The 19,516-nt window shown below is 64.3% G+C and carries 20 protein-coding genes; 9 read left to right on the top strand and 11 right to left on the bottom strand.

Annotated features, from left to right (window positions below):
• Nucleotides 1-83: 83 nt before the first annotated feature.
• The 5 genes from CH251_RS26610 (at nt 84) to CH251_RS26590 (ending at nt 4,713) form a co-directional block, all read left to right on the top strand.
• Nucleotides 84-1,076 carry an ABC transporter substrate-binding protein gene (locus tag CH251_RS26610; protein ID WP_094615721.1) on the top strand — a complete coding sequence of 331 codons (993 nt, stop codon included), beginning with the start codon at nt 84-86 and terminating at the stop codon, nt 1,074-1,076.
• A complete protein-coding gene (locus CH251_RS26605; RefSeq protein ID WP_094615720.1) occupies nt 1,073-1,885 on the top strand; it encodes an ABC transporter permease in 813 nt (270 codons plus the stop codon). Before CH251_RS26610 ends, CH251_RS26605 begins: the two co-directional genes overlap by 4 nt.
• On the top strand, nt 1,882-2,655 hold the full coding sequence (locus tag CH251_RS26600) for an ABC transporter permease (RefSeq protein ID WP_143537921.1): 774 nt from the start codon (nt 1,882-1,884) through the stop codon (nt 2,653-2,655). The genes CH251_RS26605 and CH251_RS26600 overlap by 4 nt, the downstream gene beginning before the upstream one ends.
• Nucleotides 2,616-3,446: an ABC transporter ATP-binding protein gene (locus CH251_RS26595; protein WP_256979324.1), complete on the top strand. Its 831-nt coding sequence runs from the start codon at nt 2,616-2,618 to the stop codon at nt 3,444-3,446. Before CH251_RS26600 ends, CH251_RS26595 begins: the two co-directional genes overlap by 40 nt.
• A gap of 106 nt (nt 3,447-3,552) precedes the next feature.
• Entirely contained in the window at nt 3,553-4,713 is a 1,161-nt protein-coding gene (locus CH251_RS26590) for an alpha-hydroxy acid oxidase (RefSeq protein ID WP_256979323.1), read from the top strand.
• Between the two features lie 3 nt (nt 4,714-4,716).
• Here the strand turns inward: CH251_RS26590 and CH251_RS26585 are convergent, their stop codons facing one another.
• The 3 genes from CH251_RS26585 to CH251_RS26575 are packed head-to-tail and all read right to left on the bottom strand — an operon-like array spanning nt 4,717 to nt 6,938.
• Nucleotides 4,717-5,292 carry a GNAT family N-acetyltransferase gene (locus CH251_RS26585; protein WP_094615718.1) on the bottom strand — a complete coding sequence of 192 codons (576 nt, stop codon included), beginning with the start codon at nt 5,290-5,292 and terminating at the stop codon, nt 4,717-4,719.
• Nucleotides 5,293-5,344: 52 nt separating this feature from the next.
• Nucleotides 5,345-6,562: an RNA polymerase sigma factor gene (locus tag CH251_RS26580; protein WP_094615717.1), complete on the bottom strand. Its 1,218-nt coding sequence runs from the start codon at nt 6,560-6,562 to the stop codon at nt 5,345-5,347.
• Between the two features lie 7 nt (nt 6,563-6,569).
• The gene (locus CH251_RS26575; RefSeq protein ID WP_094615716.1) at nt 6,570-6,938 is read right to left on the bottom strand and encodes a YciI family protein; all 369 of its coding nucleotides are present in this window, start codon (nt 6,936-6,938) and stop codon (nt 6,570-6,572) included.
• A gap of 18 nt (nt 6,939-6,956) precedes the next feature.
• Here CH251_RS26575 and CH251_RS26570 point away from each other — a divergent pair, with 18 nt between their 5' ends.
• Together CH251_RS26570 and CH251_RS26565 are read left to right on the top strand one after the other, a co-directional pair.
• Nucleotides 6,957-7,607, top strand: a complete 651-nt coding sequence (locus tag CH251_RS26570) for a nucleoside deaminase (RefSeq protein ID WP_306436828.1) — start codon at nt 6,957-6,959, stop codon at nt 7,605-7,607.
• A gap of 28 nt (nt 7,608-7,635) precedes the next feature.
• Nucleotides 7,636-9,018 carry an alpha/beta hydrolase gene (locus CH251_RS26565; protein WP_094615715.1) on the top strand — a complete coding sequence of 461 codons (1,383 nt, stop codon included), beginning with the start codon at nt 7,636-7,638 and terminating at the stop codon, nt 9,016-9,018.
• 11 nt (nt 9,019-9,029) lie between these two features.
• On the opposite strand, the gene CH251_RS26560 is transcribed toward CH251_RS26565, so the two are convergent.
• From CH251_RS26560 to CH251_RS26535, 6 genes are all read right to left on the bottom strand, one after another.
• Nucleotides 9,030-9,776, bottom strand: a complete 747-nt coding sequence (locus CH251_RS26560; RefSeq protein WP_373454996.1) for a ferredoxin reductase — start codon at nt 9,774-9,776, stop codon at nt 9,030-9,032.
• A gap of 7 nt (nt 9,777-9,783) precedes the next feature.
• Nucleotides 9,784-10,383, bottom strand: a complete 600-nt coding sequence (locus CH251_RS26555; RefSeq protein WP_094615713.1) for a sulfite oxidase-like oxidoreductase — start codon at nt 10,381-10,383, stop codon at nt 9,784-9,786.
• A 52-nt stretch (nt 10,384-10,435) separates the two neighbouring features.
• A complete protein-coding gene (locus tag CH251_RS26550; protein WP_094615712.1) occupies nt 10,436-11,308 on the bottom strand; it encodes a helix-turn-helix transcriptional regulator in 873 nt (290 codons plus the stop codon).
• A gap of 156 nt (nt 11,309-11,464) precedes the next feature.
• Nucleotides 11,465-12,511 (bottom strand): NAD(P)-dependent alcohol dehydrogenase, encoded by a 1,047-nt coding sequence (locus CH251_RS26545; protein ID WP_094615809.1) that lies wholly within the window; start codon nt 12,509-12,511, stop codon nt 11,465-11,467.
• Between the two features lie 72 nt (nt 12,512-12,583).
• Nucleotides 12,584-15,160, bottom strand: a complete 2,577-nt coding sequence (locus tag CH251_RS26540; RefSeq protein ID WP_094615808.1) for an AMP-binding protein — start codon at nt 15,158-15,160, stop codon at nt 12,584-12,586.
• 69 nt (nt 15,161-15,229) lie between these two features.
• Nucleotides 15,230-16,522, bottom strand: a complete 1,293-nt coding sequence (locus CH251_RS26535) for a competence/damage-inducible protein A (RefSeq protein ID WP_094615711.1) — start codon at nt 16,520-16,522, stop codon at nt 15,230-15,232.
• Nucleotides 16,523-16,613: 91 nt separating this feature from the next.
• Here CH251_RS26535 and CH251_RS26530 point away from each other — a divergent pair, with 91 nt between their 5' ends.
• Entirely contained in the window at nt 16,614-17,021 is a 408-nt protein-coding gene (locus CH251_RS26530) for a DoxX family protein (RefSeq protein WP_032394829.1), read from the top strand.
• A 189-nt stretch (nt 17,022-17,210) separates the two neighbouring features.
• Here CH251_RS26530 and CH251_RS26525 read toward each other — a convergent pair whose 3' ends face one another.
• On the bottom strand, nt 17,211-17,888 hold the full coding sequence (locus CH251_RS26525) for a hypothetical protein (protein WP_094615709.1): 678 nt from the start codon (nt 17,886-17,888) through the stop codon (nt 17,211-17,213).
• 146 nt (nt 17,889-18,034) lie between these two features.
• Here CH251_RS26525 and CH251_RS26520 point away from each other — a divergent pair, with 146 nt between their 5' ends.
• Nucleotides 18,035-19,249, top strand: coding sequence for a hypothetical protein (locus CH251_RS26520; RefSeq protein WP_143537920.1), 1,215 nt, complete (start codon nt 18,035-18,037; stop codon nt 19,247-19,249).
• Nucleotides 19,250-19,318: 69 nt separating this feature from the next.
• Here the strand turns inward: CH251_RS26520 and CH251_RS27680 are convergent, their stop codons facing one another.
• Nucleotides 19,319-19,474, bottom strand: coding sequence for a hypothetical protein (locus tag CH251_RS27680; protein WP_179273635.1), 156 nt, complete (start codon nt 19,472-19,474; stop codon nt 19,319-19,321).
• Nucleotides 19,475-19,516 lie beyond the last annotated feature (42 nt).

The following is a 19,516-nucleotide window of genomic DNA, read 5'->3' as shown; positions in this document are numbered from 1 at the left end:
TGTATCGCAGTGTGGTCTCCGTCACTATCGTCACCTTTCGACGCTGCAGTAGGCAGCGGGACCGAGCCAACCGAAGGTGATCGATGATGACTCCACTGCGCCGACATGTCCGAACGCGATCGATTGCCGCGACCGCGGGGGTCCTCCTGGCGCTGACCGCGACCGCATGCGGTGGAACACAAGCCGCGCCTGCGGCGTCGGAGAACGGACTGACCACCGTCCGTCTCGGCAACGTGCAGTTGTCCGACTACGCCGCGGTGTTGCTGGGCGTGGACCAGGGCATCTTCGAGCGCAACGGATTGAACATCGAACTCGTCGACATCACGCCTGCGGACCTGGTCGGTGGTCTCCTCAGCGGTCAGGTCGACATGAATCCCAATACCGGTCCCGGCACCGTGATGGCGGCCGGAAAGGGGATACCCCTGGCTGTCGTCGGCGGCGTCTCCACCTTCGAGGCAGGCCCGGACGGACGCACCGGATCGACCCTGCTGGTCGAGGCGGGGAGTCCGATTCGCACCGCTGCCGACCTCGAAGGCAAGACGGTCGGAGTGAACCTCCTGGCATCGGCATCCGAGTACGGGGTCCGAGGTGTCGTCGACCAAGCGGGGGGCGACGGCAGCGACGTGTCGGTCATCGAGGTTCCGTTCTCCGCCATGGGCGAGTCACTCACCGCCAATCGGATCGACGCGGCGCTGGTCGGTGATCCCTACGCCAGTCTGCTGTTGAAGACCGGACAGTTCGAGGCACCGATGGGCGACCCGATCGAGCAGGTCTTCGGCCCCGCGCCCCGGGTCGTCGTCACCGGTACCCGCGACTACGTCGAGACCAACCCCGAGGTGGTCGACAAATTCCAGACCGCACTCGACGAGTCCGTGGAGTACGCCGACTCGCACCCCGACGACATGCGCGCCGCCATGGTCGAACATTTCGGCACCCCAGCCGACACCGTCGGGGACACGGGGTACCCGGCACTCGAAAGTCGCGTCGACGCAGCGGGACTGGACGACATCGCCACGATTCTCCGGGAGAACGGGGCGCTCGATTCCTCGGCCGACATCAGTGGGCTCACCCGATGACCAGTGCGGCGCTGCGCACCGCGCCGGTGCTCCGAGTGCGACCGGTGATGCCCTCCGCGGCGCAGAAGGCCATCGCTCCGATGCTGCTGATACTCGGTTGGGCCGCCCTGTCGTCGTCCGGCCTGTTCGCCGCGGACACGATTCCCGGGCCCGTTCCGGTGGCCGCGAGAGTGCTGGACATGGCGACGACGGCGACGTTCTGGACCGATATCGCGTCGACCATGACCGGCTGGGCCTTGGGCCTGCTGTACTCGACCATCATCGCGGTGCCGTTGGGAATTCTGCTCGGGACGAGTGACTTCGCCTACCGCAGTTGCCGATTCGTCATCGAGTTCCTTCGATCGATTCCGACGTTGGGGATCATCCCCCTCGTCGCGCTCATCTACGGAACCACCCGTCAGACCGAGCTGACGGTGGTGGTGGCAGCCTGCGTGTGGCCGATCCTGCTACAGACGATGTACGGGGTCCGGGACGTCGACGGTGCCGCACTCGAAGCGGCTCGGTCCTATCGCCTGAGCAGATTCCAGGTCATCCGCTTCGTCATCGTGCCGTCCGCTACTCCGTTCGTGGCCACCGGCTTTCGTATCGCCGCAGTGATGGCGATGCTCCTCGCGATAGGAATCGAGCTGCTGGCTGCAGTACCGGGAATCGGAAAGACGCTCGCGCAGGCTCAGATGAACGCGCAGATGGTCGACGTCTTTGCCCTGACTCTGGTGACCGCCCTCATGGGTGTCGCCGTGCTGTATCTGTTCGCCGCGGCCGAGCGCCGGCTGTGCCGCTGGCACCCATCGCAGAGGATTCCGTCGTGACCCGTATTCGTTCGATCGCCGTCGAGGCCTGGCTTCCGGTTCTTCTCGTCGGACTGTGGTGGTTCGTGTCGAGCAGTAGTTCCTCGTTCTACTTTCCACCGCTGCGCGAGATCATGACGCGGTTCGCAGACCTGTGGTTCTCCGATCAGTTCGCCGTCCACGTGGTGCCGAGCCTCCGAAACTTCGGCATCGGGTTCCTCCTCGGCGTCACAATCGGAATTCTGTGCGGCCTCGCGCTGGGTTCGATGCCGCAGACGCATCGTGCGCTGTCCCCGACACTCGAATTCATCCGAGCCACACCGGTTATCGCCCTGGTTCCGTTGACGATCGTGTTGCTGGGAACGGACGTCGTGCAGAAGGTGGCCATCATCGCTTTCGCCTGCATGTGGCCGACGTTGCTCAACACCGTCGACGGAGTTCGCGCCGTCGATCCACTGGTACGCGACGTCGCGAGGAGTTACCGCCTCGGCCGGTGGGATTCGAGCATGCGCGTGTTCCTGCGTTCCGCCACACCTCAGATCATCGCGGGAATGCGAACCAGCGTTGCCGTTGCAGTCGTGGCCATGGTGGGCAGCGAGCTGTTCGCCTCGTCCGAGGGAATCGGCTACTTCGTACTGCAATCTCAGCGCACCTACGCCATGACGGACATGTGGGCAGGACTCATCATGCTCGGACTGCTGGGCTACGGACTCAATCTACTGTTCGCTCTATTGGAGAGAAGGACCCTTCGGTGGCATCGTCTACGACTCGAAACGACCGCGGCGCAGTGAACGACCGACCCGCGCCCGCAGTGGCCGTCCGGAAGCTGTGCAAGACCTACGCCGGTGCAACCAGGCCCGTGCTGGAAGACGTCGACTTCACGGTCGACGAACGTGAATTGGTCTGCATCGTCGGCCATTCGGGCACGGGCAAGTCGACGTTGCTTCGCGCCGTGGCGGGACTGACATCCGCGATGGGTGAGGTGTCGATCAACGGCACGAAGGTCGACGGCCCACCGACTGATCTGGCGGTCGTCTTCCAGGACTACGGTCGCTCGTTGTTGCCGTGGATGCGTGTCGGAGAGAACGTGGAACTCCCGTTGCGTCGGACCACGGGAAAATCGGAGCGGCGTCGACGCGCCGAATCCGCTCTCGAATCGGTCGGACTCGAAGGCCGCGGTGACCTGTACCCGTGGGAGATGTCGGGCGGAATGCAGCAGCGCGCGGCCATCGCGAGGGCGCTCGCATTCGAGCCTCGGGTCCTGCTGATGGACGAGCCGTTCGCGTCTGTCGACGCTCAGACCCGTGCCGATCTCGAAGACCTGACGATGAAGGTGCAACGCGAGTTCGGGATGACGGTCATCATCGTGACCCATGACGTCGACGAAGCGGTCTACATGTCCAACAAGGTGATCGTTCTCGGTGGAGCCCCGGCATCGGTGACGGCCACAGTCGCAGTGGCACTGCCGGATTCACGAGACCAACTCAGCACCAAGAGTTCGGAACTCTTCGGTTCTCTGCGCATGGACGTACTTCGGCGCATTCGCCCGGACCTCGCCGGTCCAGCCGTCTCGGTGGCCTGACGAGAACCGAACGAAAGGCGAATCGATGACGGACTCTGCCCACACGAACGGACCGCGAACACATCGGAGGCTTCCTCGTTGGCGAGAGGTGGCACCGTTTCTCGAAATGCGTGCGACGAGAGGCGATCCCGTCGACAGGCGTCTCTCCCGAGCGCACACCATCGGTGACCTCGCCGAGATCGCTCGTCGGCGCACCCCGCGTTCGGTCTTCGAGTACGTCTCCGGCGGTGCCGAGGGTGAGGTCGGCATCGAACGCGCTCGGGCGGCGTACGAACGAATCGAGTTCAGACCACACGTGTTTCGAGACGTGAGCGCAGTCGATACCTCGACGTCGATTCTGGGTCGGACAGCGACGCTTCCGTTGATCCTGGCCCCCACTGGTTTCACCAGAATGATGCAGCACGAGGGCGAAACTGCGGTGGCACGCGCGGCAGCGGCGGCAGGTGTGCCGTACGCGCTCTCGACGATGGGCACCGCAACCATCGAGGACGTGACGAGTACGGCACCGACCGGTGCCAATTGGTTTCAGCTGTACCTGTGGAAGGACAGGGTGGCCAGCCGGGACCTCGTCGAACGGGCGGCCCAGGCGGGGGTCGACGTACTCGTTCTCACCGTGGACACACCCGTTCCCGGCAACCGACTGCGCGACGTGCGCAACGGTATGACGATCCCGCCGACTCTGAACATGCGAACCCTGGCCGACATGACACGGCACCCCAGCTGGTGGCTGAATCTGCTGACCACCCAACCGCTCGAGTTCGCAAACCTGACGTCCTTCGAGGGCACCGTCGGTGAGCTGGTCAAGAGTATGTTCGACCCCGCACTCACGCTGGCCGATCTCGAATGGTTGCGCTCCGAATGGCCGGGAAAGCTTGTGGTGAAGGGAATTCAGGACGTCGCCGACGCGCGCGACGTCGTCGACGCCGGCGCCGATGCGCTGGTGGTGTCCAATCACGGTGGCCGCCAGCTGGACCGTGCACCGACGCCTCTCGAACTTCTCCCCGAGGTCGTCGATGCAGTCGGGTCCGGCGTCGAGGTGTACGTCGACACCGGAATAACGACCGGATCCGATCTGATAGCCGCGGTGGGGTTGGGAGCCACGGCTGGGATGGTGGGGCGCGCGTATCTGTACGGGCTCATGGCCGGCGGACAGAGAGGTGTGACATCCGCCCTCGACATCTTCCGATCGGAGGCAACCCGGACGATGCAGTTGATGGGTGCACAGACGCTGGCGGACGTTCGGGGGCGGGTGACACTTCGGAGTTAGGCCTCAGCGGCGCAGATCTTTTCGCATGATCACCCGTGGGATACCGCCGGATACCGACGTCGTCTCGGCCGCGAATTCGAAGCCCGCCGACTCGAACAACCCGCGGGTGCCGACGTAGGCCATCGTGAGGTCGACCTTCGCGCCCTTGTTGTCCACCGGATAGCCCTCGATCGCGGGAGCTCCGTGATCGGCTGCGAACCGAACGGCACCGTCCAACAACACGTGCGCAATCCCGCGTCGGCGGTGTCCGGCCTTGACTCGGAAGCACCAGGCCGTCCAGACCGGTAGATCGTCGATGTGCGGAATCTTGTTCGACCGCGCGAACGGCAACTCCGAGCGTGGTGCAACCGCAGCCCAGCCGACCACCTCGTCCCCGTCGTAGGCCAGCACGCCCGGCGCGACTTTTCGACGGGTCAGCTCCTCGACGTACGCGGCGCGTTCCGGGCCGACGAGCGCCTTGTTGGTCGCGGAATCGATCCGGTGACTCAGACACCAACAGACCGACGACGTCGGATTCTTCGGGCCGAGAATCGTCCGCAGATCCGCGAACGACGTGGCAGGCCGCACCGAGAAGCTCACCCGCCGACCATACCCAGCAGCGGTCGTCACCGCCCCGCTTCGGTCGAGGCAGTCACTCTTGCAGGCTCGGTAACAGAACGTCCGCTCGTCGCCGAAGGTATCGCCGTGTCGGGCTGTCGAAAGACAACGATATGGCCTTCTCGTACGCCGTGATGGCGTCCGGGAATCTGCCCAGCCTGTCGAGAAGGTGGGCACGAACTGCCCACGCGGGTTGAAAGTTCTCGGTCTGCTCGATCGAGTCGAGCGCATCCAATCCCGTTTCCGCGCAGTCGGTCTCGGCGGTGACTGCTGCCAGAGCGACGGCTCCGCCCTTGGTCGGTGCCAGCCTCTGAAGTGCGTCGTGGAGGCGGTGCAGTGTCGCCCAGTCCGTGATCCGGCGGTGGCGCCGAGCGCAGTGCACGGCCTCGATCGCGGCCTCGAGTTGGAATCGCCCCACCGCACCGAGTCCGTGGGCCGTTCTCAAATGCACTTCTCCTCGGGAGATGGCGGTGGCGTCCCACTTTTCTGTGTCCTGGGCGGCAAGGGGCACGAGTACGCCGTCGCGGTATCGAGCAGGCTCTCGCGCCGTGGTCAGCAGAATCAGCGCTGCGAGGCCGTGGGCTTCCGGGTCGCCGGGTAGCAGCAGGCACAGGGTCTCGGCGAGATGAAGCGCTTCGCCCGTCAGGCGCTCGCGCAGTTCGCTTCCGCCGCTGTGCCAGTCGATGGCAAAGGCCCCGTAGACGGCAGCGAGAACGGCGTCGACCCGGCTGGGTAGAACCGATTTGTCCGGCAACGCGAAACCGATACCTGCATCGCGAATTCGTTTCTTCGCTCGGCCGAGTCGTGCAGCAAGTGTTGCCGACGGTAGTGCGAACGCACGCGCGATCTCTTTGGCCGTGCATCCCAGAACCACGTCGAGCATGAGCGGAGTGTGCATTGCCGAATCGATAGCTGGATGGGCGCATACGAGCATCAGCTGGAGTCTTCTGTCCTCGATCGCGTCCGGATCGATCGTGTCGAGATGATGTGCGGCATGCTGAACCGGGTCGAGCGGAACGCTGGTACGACGCTCGGCCGACTTCCACTTGTCGCGCTGCCGATTGCGCGCCGCGGTGAGTAGCCAGCCATCCGGGTTCGCCGGGACACCGTCGCGAGGCCACGTCGTCAATGCCCGCTCGAATGCGTCGGCCAAGGCATCCTCGGCACCGGCGATATCCCGATCGGCCGAAGCGAGCAACGCCAGAAGCCGCCCGTACGAGGTACGAGCGGCCTTCTCCGTGGCAGAGGTCATCGTCCGGCTAATTCCACGAACCAGCTACGAACGACGTGGCGGCGGCCCGAACCTCGATCACCCCGTACTGCGCACCGGGGCATCGTTCCGCCCACATCAGCGCAGCATCCAGATCAGGGACGTCGATGACGAAGACACCGCCCAGCGCCTCCTTGGTGTCGGACAGTGGACCGTCCTGAATCTGTAGCGAACCGTTGCGCAACGTGACCGTTGTGGCGGCCGACGTGCTGGTCAGAACCTCTGCGGCGACAAGGACCCCGGCCTCTTCCAGCGCTTCGCCATACGTACCGAAGGCCTCCTGCATCTGTGTGATCGCCTCCTGCGGAACGACTCCATCGGCTGGTTCCGCGCTGTTGAGAAGTAGTGCATATCGCATGGTGTTCTCCTGATCGGGTTGTCTTCATTGTGGCCGCTGTGCGACTCGTACAACGTCATGACGATCGAACGTGGCGGAAATCGACACGGCAACGCGGAGGCGCTCGCTCTCGACGAATGCGTAGGTGTCGCGACGGTACTGTCGAGGCGTGAAAACTTCGATCGTCGGCACCGGTGCCTTGTGAACATCTCCGCGAGCGACCGTGCATTCCTGGCCCGCGCCGTGGATCTGGCAACGGACGCAGTGCGAACGGGCAACGATCCGTTCGGCTCGCTGTTGGTATCGGACAGCGGTGAAGTGTTGGCCGAGGACAGGAACAGGGTCGGCGACCTGAACGATCCCACCCAGCACCCCGAGATCGCACTGTCGCGGTGGGCTGCGACCAACCTGGACGCCGATCAGCGTCGATCCTCGACGGTCTACACCTCCGGTGAGCATTGCGTGATGTGTGCTGCGAGCCACGGAATCGTCGGACTCGGTCGCATCGTTTACGCCACATCCACGGCTCAATTGCTCACGTGGCTCGAAGAATTCGGTGCTGCACCACTGGCAATCACGGCGTCGTCCATCGAACAGATCGTGCCGGGCATCGTGGTGGACGGTCCGGTGTCCGAGTTCGGCGACACCGTTCGCGAACTGCACAGGCAACGTCACGCGTCTGCTCGGTAGCGCACTCGCGAACGAAGAGGGGAAGACTGTGCCGGACGGCATCGAGGTCGGATCAGCGCGTCGTTCGAGAGCGATGACGACTGCGCTCGCGGCCACCGGCGGCGTCGGCGTCGTACTCGCGTGGCTCGAGTTCGTCCTCATCCGGCAGCAGCTCGCGGTGGGATTGTGGGTCATCGCCGTGGCTGTCGTGTCGATCGTTCTGGTGCGCGTGTCCTGCGCCGGAAAGCCCGCCTGGCTGGGAGACGCGTTCGGCGGTGTCGTCGTGGTCGCTCAGGCGGCATGGTTGGTGACGGGCCTTCACGCACTGTGGGTCACGACCTTGACCGCGGCCACGGTGCTCGGCTTCTTCATGCTCGCGTGGGCATGGGCAGGCCGTTCGAGGGCCTCCCCACTGAGGGCGGCCACCGCAATCCCGGTCGGCGTCGCTGCAGCTGTTGCATTGCTGGTCTCGGCGGTGGTCGTCGGCACGGCGGCCAGTCCGGCACCGCTGGTTCGATCCCTGCATGCATTGGGACAGAGCAATTCCTTCGAGGCCGACGCCCGAACTGCGACGACGGTGGTCGACGGTGCGCGGCTCACCAACGACGTCGAATACGGTTCGGCGCTTCCGAATTCGTTCCTCGACATCTACATCGCCGACGACGATCCATCGGTCAACCGGCCCACGTACGTCACGATTCACGGTGGTGGCTGGATCGTCGGGGACAAAACCGATGGTGCTCCCAGCGCAGATTCCGGCGGTGCGTCGTGGGCCGGCCCCATGCTCGACGCCGGCTACAACGTGGTCTCGGTGAACTACGCGTTCGCGCCGAGTTATCGATTCCCCACGCAGACAATACAACTGGGCCAGGCCATGCAGTTCCTGGAAACGAACGCCGACCGTTACGGACTCGACATGAGTCGCGTCGTGCTCGCCGGAACCAGCGCGGGTGGTCACATCGTGGGCAATTACGCCACCGTGCAGACCAACTCCGATTACGCGCGAGCACTGGGTATCGAACCCACCATGGACCGAAATGCTCTGAAGGCGATCGTGCTCGAGAGTGCAGCCCTCGATGTAGGTAGAGCGGGCGCACCGCAATCACCGAGTCCGTCGAACGGTTTCTTCTTCGACATCGCCGCCCGAAGCTATCTCGACACCACCGACTCCGCACTGCTGGCGCAAGCGAACGTCATCGACAATGTCACCGCCGACTTTCCGCCGAGTTTCATCTCCGACGGCAACACCGGGACTTTTCCCGACCAGGCAGCCGAACTGAGCGCCCAGCTGGACAGAGTGGGCGTCGCCAATCGCCTGAACCTGTACAGCAAGAACGAGGCGAGACTCGACCATTCGTTCATGTCGGTGGATTCACAGTGGACAGACGACTACAGCCGCCTCAAGATCGAGTTCCTCCGCGGCATCGTCTGATTCATCGCCCTTCAGCTCGGTCCGAAACGCTCCGTTCGGATGTTCGCTGCCGAGTGACCCCGGTCCACCAGCATGTCGGCCACGGTGTCGACGAAACTCGTGGGACCGCAGATGTAGCAGCGCGGCTCGAACTCCGCCGGCCATCCGTGGGCGTCGAGGTCCTCCGTTGTGATGCGGCCGAGGGGCCGTGCGGTGCCGGCAGGTGCTCGCCGCGTGTGGATCATGGTGACGTCCACGCCTGCCGGAGGGCGAGCCCACTCGTCCGCGAAGTAGACCTCCGCAGGTTCGCGCACCGAGTACAGCACCCGGAACGGCACCCGTCCGCCCGTCGCGGAGGCCTGCGCGCGAACCATCGCGCGGAGCGGGACGATGCCGGAACCGCCGCCCACCAACAGAATCGGCGGAGACGGTGTCTCGGAGGGCTGGGACGGCCGCCAGACGAACCATCGACCCACCGGACCGCGGATTTCGATGCGATCACCGACCTCGACGGCCTCGACCAGGTACGGCGACACCTCACCGTCGGCGACGTTCTGCACCGTGATCTCGATGCGCGACGTGCCGTCGGGTGCCGAGGCCAAGGAGTAGCTTCGCTGTGCGCTGTAGCCGTCCTCGGCGGTGAGCTTGACGTCCACGTGCTGCCCGGCAAGGTGGCCGGGCCATCCGTCGACGTCGAGAACGAGGGTGGATGCGGTGGGTGTCTCGCGCCGCACAGTCTGCACCGTGGCAACGAGCCAGGGTTTCGCCCCGGCTGTCACGGTCACCTCAGTCGCCCTGATAACGCTGCTCGCGCCACGGGTCTCCGTAGTCGTGGTACCCACCGCGCTCCCAGAAGCCTTGCTCGTTCTCGGGGGTGAGCTCGATGCGTGAGATCCACTTCGCCGATTTCCAGAAGTACAGATGTGGAACGAGAAGCCGTGCGGGACCACCGTGTTCGCGAGTCAGGGGAGCGCCGTCGAACTCGGTGACGAGCCAGGCCTTCCCGTCCCTGAGGTCCTCCAGGGGGAGGTTGGTGGTGTAGCCGTCGAACCCGTGCACCACGACGAAGCCGGCATCGGTATCGAGACCGTCCAGCAGAACGTCGAGGCTCACACCCTTCCATGTGGTGTCGAGCTTCGACCATTTGGTGACGCAGTGGATGTCGACGGTCGGAGTTTCATGCGGCAGAGCCGCGAATTCGTCCCAGGTCCAGCTACGCGTCTCGCCGCGTTCGGTGGTGATCGAGAACGACCATGTGTCGGTCGCGACCACTGGCGCGGGGCCGATCGCGAGGACGGGAAAATCCTTGGTCAGATACTGACCGGGGGGAGTGCGCCCGTCGTCGCCGCGTCGTCGACCCACGAAGCCCTTCGAGATCAATGCCATGGTGGGAAATTGTGCGCTCGTGGTCGGGAGTCTGACAAGTCGAAGCACCGAACTACGTCTGTGCGTTTGTATGTTCTGCTGCCCATGATCCAAGGAGGCGAATGCGCTCCGCGCTCGGCGAGCCTGGCTCCGCGGTATAGATCATGAGGAAGGATCCGGGATCAGCGGTGATCGCAAGCGCCTCGTACGCGAGGTGGACCTCGCCGACGACCGGGTGGTTGAAGCGCTTCATGCCCGCCCCGTGGGTCCGAACGTTGTGGGCACCCCACAACTTTCGGAATGTCTCGTCGCGCGTGGAGAGTTCACCGACGAGGTCTTGGAGTCCTTTGTCATGGGGGTCGCGGCCTGCTTCGGCGCGCATGATGGCCACGCACATTTCTGCGAAGGTATCCCAGTCGGGGTAGAACTCTCTGGACGACGGATCCAGAAACTGGAATCGGGCGAGATTGGGCGTTCGTCCACCGTCCCCGATCAACGGAGCGTAGAACGCTTTTGCGAGTTCGTTGGTCGCCAAAAGGTCTTGACGTTGATTGCGAACGAAGGCAATTCCGTCCGTTATCGAGTCGAGGGCCCACTGGAGGCTGATCCTCTGAGTTGCTGGGCGCGCAGCCTTCCGTCGCGGACGTCCTGAGGTCGGGACGCCGTCCACGGCTCGGGCGAGGTCGAGAAGGTGTGTGTGCTCGGTGTCGTCGAGTTGTAGTGCGCGCGAGAGTGCGTCGAGTACGGACGCCGATGCACCGCCGATGGCACCGCGCTCGATGCGCGCGTAGTACTCGACGGACAGTCCTGCGAGTGCTGCCACTTCACTTCGTCGTAGTCCGGGGACTCTGCGGCGGTTGCTTCCGCCCGTGATGCCGGCGGCATCCGGAGTGAGCCTGGCTCGGCGGGTCATGAGGAACTCGCGTACCTCGGCCTTGTTGTCCATGCAATCAAGGGTAAGGCTGTTCGCCGGATCGAACGACGCCCTGCTGATACACCCTTCATGACGACAGGTCGGCCGAATCCCGATGCAGAAAGACCGCCGTTGCCAGCACATCGCGTGCGTGCAACGGCGGGCTGCTTCTGCCCTGTCCTGCGGTGATCAGACCAGGGTCGAGGTATCGATGACGAAGCGGTAGCGAACGTCGGAGGCGAGCACCCGCTCCCACGCGTCGTTGATCTTTTCGGCGGAGATCACTTCGATGTCGGCACCGAGGTGATGCTCGGCGCAGAAGTCGAGCATTTCCTGAGTTTCGGCGATCGAACCGATGGCCGAGCCGGCAAAAGTCCTGCGGTGGGGGATGAGCGAGAAGATCTGCACCGGAAGCGGTTCCGCAGGAGCACCGACGTTGACCATTGCGCCGTCGACGGCGAGCAATGACAAGTGGGCGTTCAGGTCGATCGAAGCGCTGACGGTGTTGATGATCAGATCGAACGTGGACGCGAGTTTCTCGAACGTATCGGGGTCGCTGGTTGCGTAATAGTGGTCCGCTCCCAGTCGGAGTCCGTCCTCTTGCTTCTTCAGCGACTGCGACAGCACGGTCACCTCGGCTCCCATGGCGTGGGCGATCTTGACGGCCATGTGGCCCAGTCCGCCCATGCCGACGATGGCGACCTTCTTGCCGGGTCCGGCTCCCCAGTGGCGGAGGGGTGAATAGGTGGTGATGCCGGCGCACAGCAGGGGTGCGGCGGCGTCGAGCGCGATGCCGTCGGGGATCTTGACGACGAAGTGTTCGGTGACGACGACCTGCTGGGAGTAGCCGCCCTGGGTGGTCGTGCCGTCGCGGTCGGTGCCGCCGTAGGTCTGGATGTTGCCGACGAGGCAGTACTGTTCGAGTCCCTTGACGCATTGGGCGCATTCGCCACACGAGTTGACCATGCAGCCGACTCCTACTCGATCGCCGACGGCGTGCTTGGTGACGGCGGATCCGACCTCGGCCACTGTTCCTGAGATTTCGTGGCCGACGACCAGCGGGTATGGCACCGGGCCCCACTCGCCTCGTGCGGTGTGTATGTCGGAGTGACAGATTCCCGCGAACTCGATGTCGATCCGGACGTCGTGCGGTCCGACATCGCGGCGCTCGATGGTGGAAGGAGACAGGGGCTGATCGGCTGCGGTTGCGGCGTATGCCTTTACAGAAGTTGTCATGACTCGATCCAACATGGGCAGACCGGGCCGAAACAGTCTCTGGTGAGAGGTGTACCGAAAGGGCACCCCTCGTCAGACCTCGTTGTGGAACGTCAGAATACGCGCCCGCCCTCGTGCTACCGGCGGGGTCCGATCGTATCGTCGAACCCGAGACGCGATTCGACGGCGGAGGGAGAATACGAATTCGACCGCCTGCCAGTACAGAATCCCGACGACGATCGACAGGGCAAATGCCAGCCGAGGATGGTCGTCGCGCAGCGGCAGGTAGACCTGGAAATGGGTGAGGTAGATGAAGAGGGAGGCGCTCGCCAGAACTCCTGCCACCCGCCCCAGCAGCGCGGGGAACGGAACCGACGACAGCCATACCAACATGCACAGGCCGATGGTGACGATGATTTCTCGTTGCGTGTCGCGGAAGAAGAACCCGGGAACGGTGGCCACGATGGCCACCGTGACACACAGGCGTTGCCGGATCGTGTTCGCCTGCGCCGCAGCCCAACCCAATGCGAACAACCAGAAGACCACCGACGCGGTCAGGATGCGGTTTGGGCTGTCGTCGATGTCGACCAGCCCGTAGCGGGTGACGAGTCCGAGGCCCACGAGGCCCATCGGGAACCAGAACGCGTGACCGCGCTCGAGGCGGTCGAGAATTGGAACGGACAGTGCCGCAGCAGCGGCGAGAACGATGTACACGATCGCCTCGACGAACCAGTACCGCCATTCCGCAGACCACCCGTCGGGGCCGAGGATCCCATTGAGCAGAAATGCACTGGTGATCCGATAGTCCCCGGTGAGGGCGATGACGAATCCGATCCACACCATGCTGGGTAGGGCTATCCGGGCGACGCTTCGGAGCACACGTCGCGTCCGCTGGTTTCGGTCTGCGGCCCCGAGGTGAAAGCGGGCGAAGTTGTAGCCGGCTATGCCGAGTAGCACGTGAGCCCCGCCGAGCAACGCGAACAGGTGAATGTGCGAGCCGACGATCGCAACGATCGCCAGGGCGCGCAGTAGAACGTTCGTCTCCACACGCTGCCAGCCGCGGCGTGAGCGCGGACCTCGATCGAAGTCTCGCACCGGTGTGGTGTGCCAGTTCTCGGGCAGATGGCCGAGCATGGCCTCCAGCCGCATGGACATTCGGACGTACGACAGCGAGTCACCGCCGAGACTCACGAACGTACTGTCATCGTCCACAGGTGAGCAGTGCAGGATCTCGGCGAACAGAGCCTTCACATCGGCGGTAGGTGGGACGGTGTCCGACGTGTCGAGATCCTGCCGGGCAGCGATGTCTGCCACCGCTCGCAGATCGGGTTTGCCGGTGGGCGTTCGCGGCACTCGGTCGACGAGACACACCCGAACCGCTGCAGTGGGAAGGCCACTGGTCTGCGCGGCAGTGCGGCGGACGGCGTCGATGTCTCCGCCCTCCAGGACGACGACCAACTCGTCGACACCGCCTGCGCAGCATGCCGTGAACCCATGCTGCGCGAGCGCGGACTCGACGCGCTGCAGGTCGATACGCAGGCCGAAGACCTTCGCGAAACGACTTCGGCGGCCCACCACCTCGTAGAATCCGTCGTCCGTGAGGCGCGCGAGATCGCCCGTGTGCAGTTCGCCTGCGAGGGTGTCACCGAGGCGAAGGTCGTCGGGACTCTCGGCGTAGCCGAGCATGACGTTCGGCCCCGAGTAGACGAGTTCGCCTGTGTCACTGGGACAGTCGTCGATCGTCTCCAGTCGGAAGGCTCCCCCGGGGATCGGACGGCCGATGGTGTGCGGGTGAGTGGCGGCCAGATCCGATGGCAGATAGGCCATTCGGGCGGTTGCCTCGGTCTGCCCGTACATGACGAACAGGTCCCATCCCCGTCGTCGACCCAGCTCGGCGTACTTCCGGACGCGATCGGGCGGCATCTTGCCACCGGCCTGCGTGATGTAGCGCAGATCGGGCAGATCCAGCTCCTCGAACCCCATCCGGTCGAGCAGATCGAAGGTGTACGGCACGCCGGCGAACGTTGTTCCGCGCTGGGTCCGCACGAGGGTCCAGAAGTCGGGATCGGTGACGGACGAATCGGTCAGAATCAGTGCGGCTCCGCGCAGGAGGTGGCTGTGCACGACCGACAATCCGTAGCAGTAGTGCATGGGCAGGGTCGTCACTGCTCGGTCGGTGGCCCGGATGCCGAGATAGTCGGCGATCGACTCGGCGTTGGACTGCACGTTTCGGTGTGAGAGTCGGACGAGTTTGGGTGAACCGGTGGAGCCGGACGTGCTCAGAAGCAACGCGAGGTCGGGGTGCAGGTGATGCCCGGGCCGTCGGTCGTCCTTCACGACCACACTGCGGCCGTCGACGGTGCGCACCACCACATCGGGCCGGTAGGCGTCGATCAGGCCATCGAAGTGGGCGGGATTCTCGTCCGGAGCCATCAGCACCGGATGCCCGGCCCGCAGCGCCGCCAGATACGTGACGAGAACGTCGACGTCGTTGGAACCGGCGATCACCACGAGACGACGCGTCGCTCCGAGTTCCGATGCCCGACGCTCGACGCGTTCGTCGAGGTCACGGTAGGTGAGCGTCTCGTCGGTCGTGATCAGAGCAGGGGCGTCACCGAAGCGGCCGAGGTCGCGCGCGAAGCGCACACCGGGGCGGCCGAGGTAGGTCATCTCGCTGAGCACCGACGGAGTCTATATAAGGAATGCCGAACCTAACTAGACGGCAGTGCGCAGCATGCTTCAGGCACCGGTCGCCGGCTCCAACGCGTCGGCGAGCATGTGCATTGCCGCGGTGGTGGACAGTGCACGCACACTTGCCCGGTCGCCGGGGAGATGAAGGGTGCGCGTGACGGTCGGCCGGCCGGTGGAGGCGATGGCAAAGCAGACGGTGCCGACCGGCTTCGCCTCGGTTCCGCCACCCGGGCCCGCGACGCCGCTGGTCGATACCGCGATGTCGACGTTCAGTCGGTTCAACGCGCCTTCGGCCATCAGCGCGGCCACCGGCTCGCTCACGGCTCCGTGTTGCTCGATGACCTCGGCGGGGACGTCGAGCAGGCCGGTTTTGGCCTCGTTGGCGTAGGACACCACCGCGCCGATGACGTACGCCGACGATCCTGCGCGATCGGTGAGACGCGCGGCGATCATCCCTCCGGTGCACGATTCCGCCGTGGCGATGCGATGCCCGGACAGACGGTTCGCGACGATGTCGTCGATGGTGGAACCGTCGGTCGAAAAGACCTGTGTGCCATGGTTTTTCTCGACGAGACGTTCGAGATCTGTGTATGCGCTTCTCGCCGATTCGGCGTAGCGAGTCACCATTTCGAGCTCGCCCAGACTCAAGCAGGTGGTGACCTCGAGATCGCCGAATCCCGTGATCTCGCTTTCGGCCGTGCGCAGAGTCGCGGCGAGGTCGGCCTCGGACAGTCGATAGCCGCGAATGGTGTCCTGACGCATCTGCGTGCGGCGGGCGAGAACCTCGGCGACGGGTGCGCTGTCGAGGGCCTCCGGCCACATCGCCTGCAGTTCGCGAGGTGGGCCGGGCAGGATGAGGACGGCGGGCAGCGACCTGGAGTCGTCGGCGGGTATCGCTACCCCGGGTGCGGTTCCGGTCGGTGAAATGGATTGCGCACCTCGAGGAACCATCGCCTGCTTTCGGATACCGGCGCGCAGCGGCTCGGAGTCGGCTGCAGAACTCATTCGGCTTCGCCACCGTTGCACGATCGCGTGGATGCGATCTTCGAGCTCGGTGTCCAGTGTCAATTCGCGACCGTACAGCGCGGCGACGGTCGAGACGGTGAGGTCGTCGGCGGTCGGACCCAAACCGCCGGTGGTGACGATCAAGTCGACGCGTTGATCGGCCAGGAACCGAACCTGCGCTTTCAGATCGTCCGGCCGATCACCGCAGACGGTGATGTGTGCGACGTCGACCCCCATCTCCAGAAGTCGCTGAGCCACCCACGGGCCGTTCCGGTCGGTGACGCGACCGGCCAGAACTTCGGTTCCCGTGACCACCACACCTGCTCGCACAGTCATCCCTCGACCTTACTGACTGGGGCGCGGGCGATGACTTTTGCGGTTGGCCCGGGTCCAAGACATGACATCTACCGCTACCGAGGAGTCAGCCATGACCACCACCCACACCCCGGCACCGGGGAAGATCGCCCCGCGGATCGGCCTCGTTCTACAGATCCTCGTGATCGTCTTCCTCCTGTTCGACGCGATCAGCCATATTCTGAATCTCCAGGTGGTGAAGGATGCGTCGGTCGACCTGGGCCTGCGCGACGAGATGGCGCCGATCACCGGCATCGTCATGCTGATCATCTTGGTTCTCTACGCAGTTCCCGTGACGTCGATCCTGGGGGCCATCGTGCTCACCGGCTATCTCGGCGGTGCGGTGCTGACCAATTGGCGCGTCGAGAAGCCGCTGCTGAGCACCGTGTTCTTTGCGATCTACGTGGGTATCGCAGCGTGGGGAGCGCTGTACCTACGGGACGAGCGGGTTCGCAGCATCATTCCGTTGCGCCGAACATAGAGTTCGCCGCAAACGCGCGCGCGTTCGCCGAATGCTCGCGGAATCGTCGACGAGCTTGCGCGCGTCTGACGAATGCGCGCGCGTTTGCCGCGAATTTTCTGTCTGCGAAAGCAACTCGGGCAAGCAGGCCGAGCGGATTGCGATAATTGTGTCGTGCCATCTTCCAACGCTTCGGTCGATGGCTCTGCTTCAGAGCGAACGATTGTCGACGTGCGCGAAGTTGATTCGCCTCGGTGCGTTGGGGTCGCGTGGGGGTGGCTTCTGTCGCTCGGCAGCAGCGGCGAACCAACCACCTTCGGGAATGTCGATTTCGGGAATCTCGCGATAGTTCATGTCGATCTGCGCTGCGGTTTCGGGATCGGGATCGTCCCACAAAGTCGTCACATCTGCTGCAGCAGCGACGAATTCGCTGGCATCGATGATGTACTGAGTTTCGTCTATTCCGAAGTACGGCCACGCGAAGTAGACGCTCATCGGGCCGGGGGCAGGCACACTCGTGAGCACGAGTCCGATCCGCCCGTGAATGCCGCTTCCGTTGCCACCGTTCGCCTGTAGGCCTCTGGGTCGGCCGGGAAGGTTGTTGGAGACATTGCCCTGCGCATCCTCGAAGCCGATCAGCATGGGCGGGGTATGGCCGGATTCGGGCTTTCCGAAGCCGTACATGCCGAGGAAGCGATCCGTGGTCGGGACCGCTGCTTCGACCGACAACGTCACGCAACGGCTGTAAACGTGTGCGCCGGTGAGCCATACCGCGATGGTGTCGGTGTGCGCGAGTACGAGTCGCAAGGGCACCACGGCCGGAATCTCGTTGACCGGTACGCCCTGGAAGCGGACTGGTGCTGGGTTCGAGCCGGGTTCGTTGCTCACGCCAGCCACCTTGCATCAACGCGAGTGGGCGCGCAAGCAGTGCGATTCGGTCGCAGCTTCTCGGTGTCCGTCGGTCACACGAGGTGTCTGGAGTGCTGGTGCCGCAGATGACCGATACGTCCCGATGCGGAGGCTAGGCTCCACGTGTGCGAATCGATAGCCGACGCGGTGGGGTGTGGATGGACGTCGCGGTGGTCGTCGCGATCGTGTCCGTCGGAACCGTGGTTGCCGGAGTTCTTCACGATCCGGTGCCCTCCATCGAGTCGATTCCCGGTTGTGACGTCGTTCTTCCTGCAGAGGAGGGCTTTTCGTTCTCGATCGGTTCTTACGGGGGTCAGTACGACAACCCCGACTATCCGTGGCTGACAGCAGCGAAGGCTTCGGCAATGTCGACTGCGCTGATCGAATCTCTTCCCGCCGATGTGGAATTGGAGTTCGCTCCGCCGTCGGATTCTCTGGTGTTCCAACCGATGCACATCTATCCCGAAGGCGTCGAGATCGCGGAGGGAGTCACGGTCGAAGATATCAGCGGTGACAGTACGGCCTCCGGCGTCGTCGGTCGCGGAGATGCGCGAGCGCCACTCCGAGTATCGGTCGAAGAGTGGGACGGTGAAATCCCGCCCTGCGTCGAGGAGCGGATCGATGAACGAACAACCCTGCCCGACGGCACGGTCGTCGACACGTTGGATGCGGTGTCCTCTTCCGACGGAGCGCCGACGCATCGCCGCACTGCCGTCGCATATCACGCGGACACACTCGTACACGCGAGAACGTCGAACGAAGGTAGTGACGCGATGCTCCCGCTGGCGGTGGACGAGCTTCGTGGCATCGTCGCGAACACCCAATTGCGCGTCACCACAGAGGTTCCCGAGGGAACGCCGCCACCGCCTCGTGACTGTGGCTCGTACAGAGAGAATCCGACGCTCCCACTGTCCGAGGATACGGTCGAACGCTTGGGCGCGTCATTGGCCGATCAGTGGGCAGTCGTCTTTCCTGGTGTGCAATCCGATCGGGCCATCGGCGATCTGCTTCTCGGGATGTCCGGAAGCGGAAGTGCGTGCACCATCGTGGACGTATCGACACCGACCGGTTCCACCGAATTGCGTATCGAGATATCGAAAAGGGACACCACTGGGCGGCAAAGCACCGACGAGCAGGACAACTCCGGTGTGAGTCGGTCGACTCTGCCCGACGGCACCGTCGTGACTCGTCGCTCCGACGACACTCCGCGAGACGGGCAGCCGAGCGAGTGGTTGAGCGTGCTCCGCCCGTCGAACACGTTCGTGCAGTTCAGCTTCGGAGACGGAATCGACCCCGACTCACTGGTCGCGCTCGCATCGGCCCCAGGATTGGATCTGTAGGTCCCGGCGATCGGCGTGAACAAGTTGCTTCGGTAGCGGCGTCGACGGCGATGGTCGTCGACTCGCGGTTCAGTTGTGCATGTTCCCATTCTCGGGAGGATGTGGCACGTTCTCCTCGTCCACGTGTGCGCCCTCGATCGCGTCGGTCTCGGCGGTGTGCTCGCGGGGGCCGTCGTTGCTGCCTTCGGACGGAACTGCATCGCTTGCGTCGGTCGGCATTGTCATGAAGTCTCCACAGGGTCGGGGCGAGGGGTCGCCAACAGCTGG

The sequence above is a fragment of the Rhodococcus sp. 06-462-5 genome, from assembly GCF_002258315.1.
GTDB lineage: Bacteria > Actinomycetota > Actinomycetes > Mycobacteriales > Mycobacteriaceae > Rhodococcoides.
The sequence above is the reverse complement of the archived record's forward strand: the minus strand, read 5'-3'. Positions and strand labels throughout refer to the sequence as shown.

Excerpts from the sequence above, each read along its gene's own strand:
- CH251_RS26580 (WP_094615717.1), bottom strand. The coding sequence starts at position 6,562 with ATGACCTCTGCCACGGAGAAGGCCGCTCGTACCTCGTACGGGCGGCTT.
- CH251_RS26555 (WP_094615713.1), bottom strand. The coding sequence starts at position 10,383 with ATGGCATTGATCTCGAAGGGCTTCGTGGGTCGACGACGCGGCGACGAC.
- CH251_RS26545 (WP_094615809.1), bottom strand. The coding sequence starts at position 12,511 with ATGACAACTTCTGTAAAGGCATACGCCGCAACCGCAGCCGATCAGCCC.
- CH251_RS26590 (WP_256979323.1), top strand. The coding sequence starts at position 3,553 with ATGCGTGCGACGAGAGGCGATCCCGTCGACAGGCGTCTCTCCCGAGCG.
- CH251_RS26530 (WP_032394829.1), top strand. The coding sequence starts at position 16,614 with ATGACCACCACCCACACCCCGGCACCGGGGAAGATCGCCCCGCGGATC.
- CH251_RS27680 (WP_179273635.1), bottom strand. The coding sequence starts at position 19,474 with ATGACAATGCCGACCGACGCAAGCGATGCAGTTCCGTCCGAAGGCAGC.
- CH251_RS26535 (WP_094615711.1), bottom strand. The coding sequence starts at position 16,522 with ATGACTGTGCGAGCAGGTGTGGTGGTCACGGGAACCGAAGTTCTGGCC.
- CH251_RS26550 (WP_094615712.1), bottom strand. The coding sequence starts at position 11,308 with ATGGACAACAAGGCCGAGGTACGCGAGTTCCTCATGACCCGCCGAGCC.
- CH251_RS26540 (WP_094615808.1), bottom strand. The coding sequence starts at position 15,160 with ATGACCTACCTCGGCCGCCCCGGTGTGCGCTTCGCGCGCGACCTCGGC.
- CH251_RS26605 (WP_094615720.1), top strand. The coding sequence starts at position 1,073 with ATGACCAGTGCGGCGCTGCGCACCGCGCCGGTGCTCCGAGTGCGACCG.
- CH251_RS26575 (WP_094615716.1), bottom strand. The coding sequence starts at position 6,938 with ATGCGATATGCACTACTTCTCAACAGCGCGGAACCAGCCGATGGAGTC.
- CH251_RS26610 (WP_094615721.1), top strand. The coding sequence starts at position 84 with ATGATGACTCCACTGCGCCGACATGTCCGAACGCGATCGATTGCCGCG.